The 6,534-nt window shown below is 42.3% G+C and carries 5 protein-coding genes and 1 pseudogene; 3 read left to right on the top strand and 3 right to left on the bottom strand.

From position 1 onward, the window contains the following. From F6K52_RS01200 to F6K52_RS01190, 3 genes and pseudogenes are all read left to right on the top strand, one after another. A pseudogene (locus tag F6K52_RS01200) lies at positions 1-2,022 on the top strand (hypothetical protein); the annotation flags it as partial. Between the two features lie 305 nt (positions 2,023-2,327). After that, the gene (locus F6K52_RS01195; protein ID WP_293072801.1) at positions 2,328-4,001 is read left to right on the top strand and encodes a PfaD family polyunsaturated fatty acid/polyketide biosynthesis protein; all 1,674 of its coding nucleotides are present in this window, start codon (positions 2,328-2,330) and stop codon (positions 3,999-4,001) included. 646 nt (positions 4,002-4,647) lie between these two features. Further along, positions 4,648-4,872: a hypothetical protein gene (locus tag F6K52_RS01190; protein WP_293072798.1), complete on the top strand. Its 225-nt coding sequence runs from the start codon at positions 4,648-4,650 to the stop codon at positions 4,870-4,872. Between the two features lie 366 nt (positions 4,873-5,238). Here the strand turns inward: F6K52_RS01190 and F6K52_RS01185 are convergent, their stop codons facing one another. From F6K52_RS01185 to F6K52_RS01180, 3 genes are all read right to left on the bottom strand, one after another. Beyond that, entirely contained in the window at positions 5,239-5,466 is a 228-nt protein-coding gene (locus F6K52_RS01185) for a hypothetical protein (RefSeq protein ID WP_293072795.1), read from the bottom strand. A 485-nt stretch (positions 5,467-5,951) separates the two neighbouring features. Next, positions 5,952-6,209 (bottom strand): Txe/YoeB family addiction module toxin, encoded by a 258-nt coding sequence (locus F6K52_RS36890; RefSeq protein WP_364415496.1) that lies wholly within the window; start codon positions 6,207-6,209, stop codon positions 5,952-5,954. Beyond that, positions 6,206-6,478, bottom strand: a complete 273-nt coding sequence (locus F6K52_RS01180; protein WP_293072792.1) for a type II toxin-antitoxin system Phd/YefM family antitoxin — start codon at positions 6,476-6,478, stop codon at positions 6,206-6,208. The genes F6K52_RS36890 and F6K52_RS01180 overlap by 4 nt, the downstream gene beginning before the upstream one ends. Positions 6,479-6,534: the final 56 nt, after the last annotated feature.

The raw sequence follows: 6,534 nt of genomic DNA, 5'->3' as shown, positions 1-6,534 counted from the left end.
TCTAAATTTTTAGATAACCAACCTGAAGCCATAAAAACTCTCCGCTATGAAGTAAAAATAACATCTCATGTGATAACTGAAGATAGCTTATTGATATTTTTTAAGGGAGAATGTTGGATTGGTGATAAACTTTGGATGACATTAGATGGAGGCTGTGCTGGACTATTTTCTGATGAAGAACTTGCCCTAGGAAATGGAATTGTATCTACGGAAGAAGATGATAAGAAAGCACTTAATAGCATCCAGCCACAGCATTTCCAACCCTTGCTCTCCTGTGAAAAACTTATTTTCGACCAACAAGACCTGCTCAACTTAAGCCAAGGAAATATTGCGGCTTGCTTTGGGAGTAATTACCAACAACAGGGCAATCCATCACTGCGTTTGCCTCCCGAAAAGCTGTTGATGATTGACCGTGTCATTGACATTGACCCCCAAGGAGGTGCAGCAGGATTAGGCTTAGTGATGGGGACAAAATCCGTGACACCAGAGGATTGGTATTTTCTCTGTCACTTTAAAAATGACCCGACCATGCCTGGTAGTCTCATGGTTGAAGGAAGTTGTCAGTTGTTGCAATTTTATCTACTGTTCTTAGGGCTACAAACCCTTACGGTAGATGCTAGATTTCAGCCCATTGCTGAACTTCCCATGAGTTCTCGTTTTCGCGGACAAGTCACTCCTGGGTCTGGTACATTAGTCTACCAACTAGAAATTACTGAAATTGGACTGTCTCCCCAACCGTTTGCGTCCGCTAATGTGGATATTATCTTTGCTGGCAAAACCATTGCTGCGATTAAGAACTTGGGCTTACAGTTATCGGAAAAACAGCCAGTATCTCAAAAGCAGCTAGGGACATTACCAAGTCAAATCACCACACCTGAACCACCAGCTTTATTTAGTTCAGAGCAACTGAAAGAACTGGCGGAAGGTTCTGTGACTCGCTGTCTGGGACAAGAATTCCAAATTTATGATAATCGCCGTTGCGTCCGTGTACCGAATAAGGAGTTTTGCTTAATTAGTCGAGTCTTAGAGGTAGAGGGTAAACGGCACGAATTACAGCCAAATTCAACAATTACTACCAACTATGATGTTTCTCCAACAGCTTGGTTTTATAACCACAATTCCTACCCTTATTTGCCTTATTGTGCATACATTGAAATTGCAGGTCAACCGTGCATTTTCTTGGGTGTTCACTTGGGCACAACTTTGTTATTCCCAGATGAAGATCTATATTTCCGAAATCTGGATGGTCACGCAAAAGTTATCAAGGATATCGATCTCCGAGGCAAAACTATCACTGACAAAGTGACAATGCTCTCATCCACTGCTGTCAAAGGTGCGATTATTCAAAAGTTTGATTTCCAAATGTTCTGCGATGGGGAAGAATTTTACCAGGGGAATATGGTATTTGGGTATTTTAGTCACCAAGTACTGGCTAACCAAGTCGGTTTAGATAATGGTAAATTAGTAGCACCCTGGTATGAACAAAATTTAAATCCTAGCGCAATCACGATTAACCTCAACGCTCCTGAAAATCGGCAGAAATTTTATCACGCTCCACCTAATAAGCCTCATTACCGTTTAGCTCACAGTCAGTTAGATTTTCTCGATGATGTTCTGATTATAGAAGGGGGCGGAAAGTATCAAAAAGGCTACATTTATGCCAGTACAGAGATTACCCCAAATGACTGGTTTTTCTCCCGTCACTTTTATCAAGATCCAGTGATGCCAGGGGCGCTAGGGGTGGAAGCTATCTTGCAAGCTATGCAAGTTTATGCCCTGGAGCTAGATTTAGGCAAATTTTTGAAATCCCCTCGGTTTGGACAAGTCCTTAATCATCAAATTACCTGGAAATATCGGGGTCAGATTACTCCAGAAAACCGCAAAATGTTCTTGGAAGTTCATATCTCATCTATTGAGGTTGATAATGAACAAATCAAGATTATTGGTGATGCTAGTTTGTGGAAAGATAATATGAGGATTTACGAAATTAAGGATATTGCGATTGGCTTATTGGAAGCCTAGGGCGTGTCTTCAAACTCGGAGATCCCCCTAAATCCCCCTTAAAAAAGGGGGACTTTGAGAATGGCTCCCCCCTTATTAAGGGGGGCTGGGGGGGATCATAATCTTGCGGAAAACTTTGAAAACACGCCCTAGGGTTTAAGGATTTAGCTGATAGCTGACCACTGAAAGCTATCAGCTATCAGTTAGGTCACAGGCTGGAAGCCTGTGCCACAACTCCCTACACCCTAAACCCTACACCCTACACCCTACACCCTACACCCTACTCCCTACACCCTACTCCCTACTCCCTACTCCCTATTAAAACCATGTTAGAAAACGGCAAAAAACCAAACAATTCATCCACTGCTCTATTAACTGATAATTACAGTAATTCCAATAGTTTCCATGGGATAAACTCAAGTCAGTCAAGTTATTCAGAGTTAATTTCATTTGATGATATTGGAATTAAAACTAAGCTGCTGAATTTACAGCAACCTTGTTATGTAGTTACACACCAAGGTCGGATTGGAATCGCTAATCAAAGCAATGGGTTTGATAGTTATCAACGTCAGCTGGTACAAACCCTGATGGTTGCGCCACCCCTGCCACCTCAACAATTAGGCGATCGCAATTTCCGAGAGTTTCATGGGCTTAAGTATGCCTATGCTGCTGGTGCCATGGCGGGAGGTATTGCTTCGGAGGCTATGGTGATTGCTCTGGGCAAAGCTGGAATTCTCGGTAGTTTCGGCTCTGCTGGTTTAGTGCCTAACCGGGTTGAAGCTGCCATTAAACAAATTCAAGAAGCCCTGCCCCAAGGCCCTTACGCTTTTAATCTAATTCACAGCCCTAGTGAAGAAGCGTTAGAACGAGGAGCAGTTGAGTTGTATCTCAAACACGGTGTCAAGACCGTTGAGGCTTCTGCGTTTATGGATTTAACTCCTCATATTGTATATTATCGAGCTGCTGGATTGAGTCTCAATTCAATGGGTGACATTGAGGTAAATAACAAAATCATTGCTAAAATTTCTCGGCAAGAAGTAGCTAGGAAATTTTTAGAGCCAGCCCCAACTAAATTTCTGCGGCAACTGCTTGAACAAGGATTGATTACCGAGTTACAGGCTACCCTAGCTGAAAAAATCCCCATGGCGGATGACATTACGGTAGAAGCAGATTCTGGTGGCCATACCGATAATCGGTCTTTAGTTTGTCTTCTGCCTTCTATCATCGTATTGCGGGATGAAATTCAGCAGCAATACGGTTACAAGCAACAAGTGAGAGTTGGTGCTGCAGGAGGGATTGGGACACCAGAGTCAGCCTTAGCGGCTTTTATGATGGGAGCGGCTTATGTGGTGACTGGGTCAGTTAATCAAGCCTGTGTGGAAGCTGGCACCTCTGACCACACCAAACGTTTACTGGCTAAAGCTGGGATGGCTGATGTAACCATGGCTCCCTGTGCGGATATGTTTGAGATGGGGGTGAAGGTGCAATTGCTTAAACGAGGTACCCTTTTCCCAATGCGAGCTCAAAAATTATACGACCTCTACAGAAGTTATAACTCCATTGAAGAGATTCCGGTTGAGGAAAGAAAGAAATTAGAAACCCAAGTGTTGGGCAAGAGTATTGAATCGGTTTGGCAGGATACAGTAGCTTATTTCACTAAACGGGACCCTGAACAAATTACCCGAGCTACTAACAATCCTAAGCGCAAAATGGCTCTAATTTTCCGCTGGTATCTTGGCTTATCGTCTCGCTGGTCTAGTGCTGGTGAAAAAGGTCGGGAAATGGATTATCAAATCTGGTGTGGTCCTGCTATGGGTTCCTTTAATGAATGGGTCAAAGGGTCTTACTTAGCTCAACCGGAAGCCCGGCATGTAGTAGATGTTGCCCACCACATTATGACTGGATCTGCTTATTTATATCGCCTGCAAAGTTTGAAATTACAGGGATTACAAATGCCAGGGCATTATAGTTATTATTGTCCGATGCCTTTAAGTTATTAGCTTAAGCGCTACGCGAACAGCGGTCAGCGGTCAGCGGTCAGCTATCAGATTAATCGTAGGGTGGGCAGTGCCTAGCAATGAGTTTTGTAATATGATCTATATTAAGCACTGCCCACCGACAGTAACTAGATTAATCGTAAGGTGGGCAGTAATAAAGCAGTGATTAATCGTAGGGTGGGCAGTGCCTAGCAACGGGCTTTTTCAGGTTATCTCTATTAAGCACTGCCCACCGACAGGAACTAGATTAATCGTAGGATCGGCAGTAATAAAGCAGTGATTAATCGTAGGGTGGGCAGTGCTTACCAATGGGCTTTGTAAGCTGATATGTATTAAGCACTGCCCACCGACAGAAACTAGATTAATCGTAAGGTGGGCAGTGTCTACTAAGGTGCTTTATAAGCTGATCTGTATCAAGCACTGCCCACCCTACATAAGCTGCTCACCGACAGGAACTAGATTAAATAGTAAGGTGGGCAGTGTCTAGCAACGGGCTTTTTAAGGTAATCTTTATTAAGCACTGCCTACCCTACATTAACTAACAATTTATATGAAAATCATCCCCCCCCAAAAAAATTTTCAAAACCCTTGACAAATAAAATTATAATCATTACAATAATCAATATAAACACAATTTAGTTTTTTAGCCATGTCTACAGACTTTATTCCGAATCACGACAATAACCCTGAGGATTATAACCCGAAAAAACAACGTATTAATTACATTAAGGGTTCTCCTGAAGCAGTTACCAAAACTATTTACGGCCTTTATGCACTCGGGTATGGGTCACTTTCGGACTGGAGCCCTTTACAGCCAACGGGAATTCCAGGGCAAGTAATTAGTTTTGCAAGCAAGTCTTCGACTTGGCGTTAATCGGTTAAACTTATGGGGGGGTTTCCCCCCTGGTCAATACTCGGGTTTATTCGCATAGGATCACATGCGGATTGATTCGGAAACTGATAGACATGACAATTGCGTTTACAGCACTGAAATAGCCGTGGAAAGATTTCTACGGCTATTTTTTTTTAAGCTAATGCGCTACGCGAACAGATTAATCGTAGGGTGGGCAGTGTCTAGCAACGGGCTTTGTAAGGTTATCTGTATTAAGCACTGCCCACCCTACATCAACTTATGGGCTGAAATTATTACTACACCAATGGTGGGCAGTGCCCAGCAACTGGCTTTGTCAGCTGATATTATCTGTATCAAGCACTGCCCACCCTACATCAACTACATCAACTATGAATTTCTACTATCCTCCCCCGCATAGTTAGACCGGATAGTGTCAGCATAGGCTTGTCTTAAATTTGTCAGATAATAGTGATGTTTTAAAATTGAACTATCACGAACGTTGTACTTAATCTCTTCTAGGAAGAGCAGTTCAACTACGGACGGAGCGAATTCGGGGTTTTCCATGGCAGTTTCAAACAGCCACTTGGTGTCGCGGATGAAAAAGAAATCCAACATAGTAATTGAGTGATCAGTAAAATGCACCTGTGTGATCAGCTGTGCGGGTATACACAGCTGCTAATGGTTTATCTCATATTTGTAAAAAATCCGGAAAGAATGTGCTGATCCGTGGGCTTAGTTTTGCTTAGGGTACGCCCTGGAGTTGGGATGTTGGTTTTTGCTACTGTTGCGATGCGCTACGCGAACAGAATATCGCAACGGTGGAAGTCGGTTTCAGCTACAACAACCTATCTCTGGATGTCTTTATGAAACATTCTGTAGGTTAATAAACACAATGAGGCGTTTTTTATTAATAACTATTTCCAGTCTATTGACAAGAAGGGGCTACACCGATGGTGGGCAGTGCCCAGCAACGGGCTTTGTCAGGTGATATTATCTGTATCAAGCACTGCCCACCCTACATCTTATGGTCGGCAGTGCCCAGCAACTTTGTCAGGTGATATTATCTGTATCCAGCACTGCCCACCCTACATGAACTAAAATCAATTAAATTGATCGTAATGACCACCTATTGCAAAAATATAAATATAGTTATCATCAAATTTGTAAATAAGGCGATCTTTTTGAGAAAGTCTTCTTGACCACAACCCCGATAAATTATGTTTTAACGGTTCAGGTTTTCCCATGCCTTTAGCAGGATCGTCTCTGATGCATTTCTTTGATGAGTTTACAAAGGGTTTGATGGAGTTTTTTATCTTTTTTACGAAGTTCTTCGTAAATTTCCCAAGTTTTGCCCTCAAATACTAAGGATCTCATCTAATTCTTCCTGATTGGGAGAGTAGCCTTTATTTTGGGTATGGGTAGCTTGAGAATGGTTAATCTGTTCCATTAAATGGCTATTTTGTAAAACATACAAGGTTTCTTGTTGTTGTTCCCAATCTTTGGCACTAATAATAATAAAGTCTCCCTGATTGGGATCGGTGATTTTGAGGGGAGTATGTTGATTGATGACTTGTTTAATAAAGTTTTGGATGTTAGTCTTAAATTGCTTGATAGGGATAGAGTTCACTGTTTTTTACTCATTTATGCTTAAGTTTGACATCTCCCCCCGCTAAAAGCAGGGGG

Source organism: Moorena sp. SIO3H5, from assembly GCF_010692395.1.
In the GTDB taxonomy this organism is placed as follows: domain Bacteria; phylum Cyanobacteriota; class Cyanobacteriia; order Cyanobacteriales; family Coleofasciculaceae; genus Moorena.
The sequence above is the reverse complement of the archived record's forward strand: the minus strand, read 5'-3'. Positions and strand labels throughout refer to the sequence as shown.

What these genes read in the sequence shown, in the direction of transcription:
- F6K52_RS01195 (WP_293072801.1), top strand. Translation starts at nt 2,328, where the DNA reads ATGTTAGAAAACGGCAAAAAACCAAACAATTCATCCACTGCTCTATTA.
- F6K52_RS01190 (WP_293072798.1), top strand. Translation starts at nt 4,648, where the DNA reads ATGTCTACAGACTTTATTCCGAATCACGACAATAACCCTGAGGATTAT.
- F6K52_RS01185 (WP_293072795.1), bottom strand. Translation starts at nt 5,466, where the DNA reads ATGTTGGATTTCTTTTTCATCCGCGACACCAAGTGGCTGTTTGAAACT.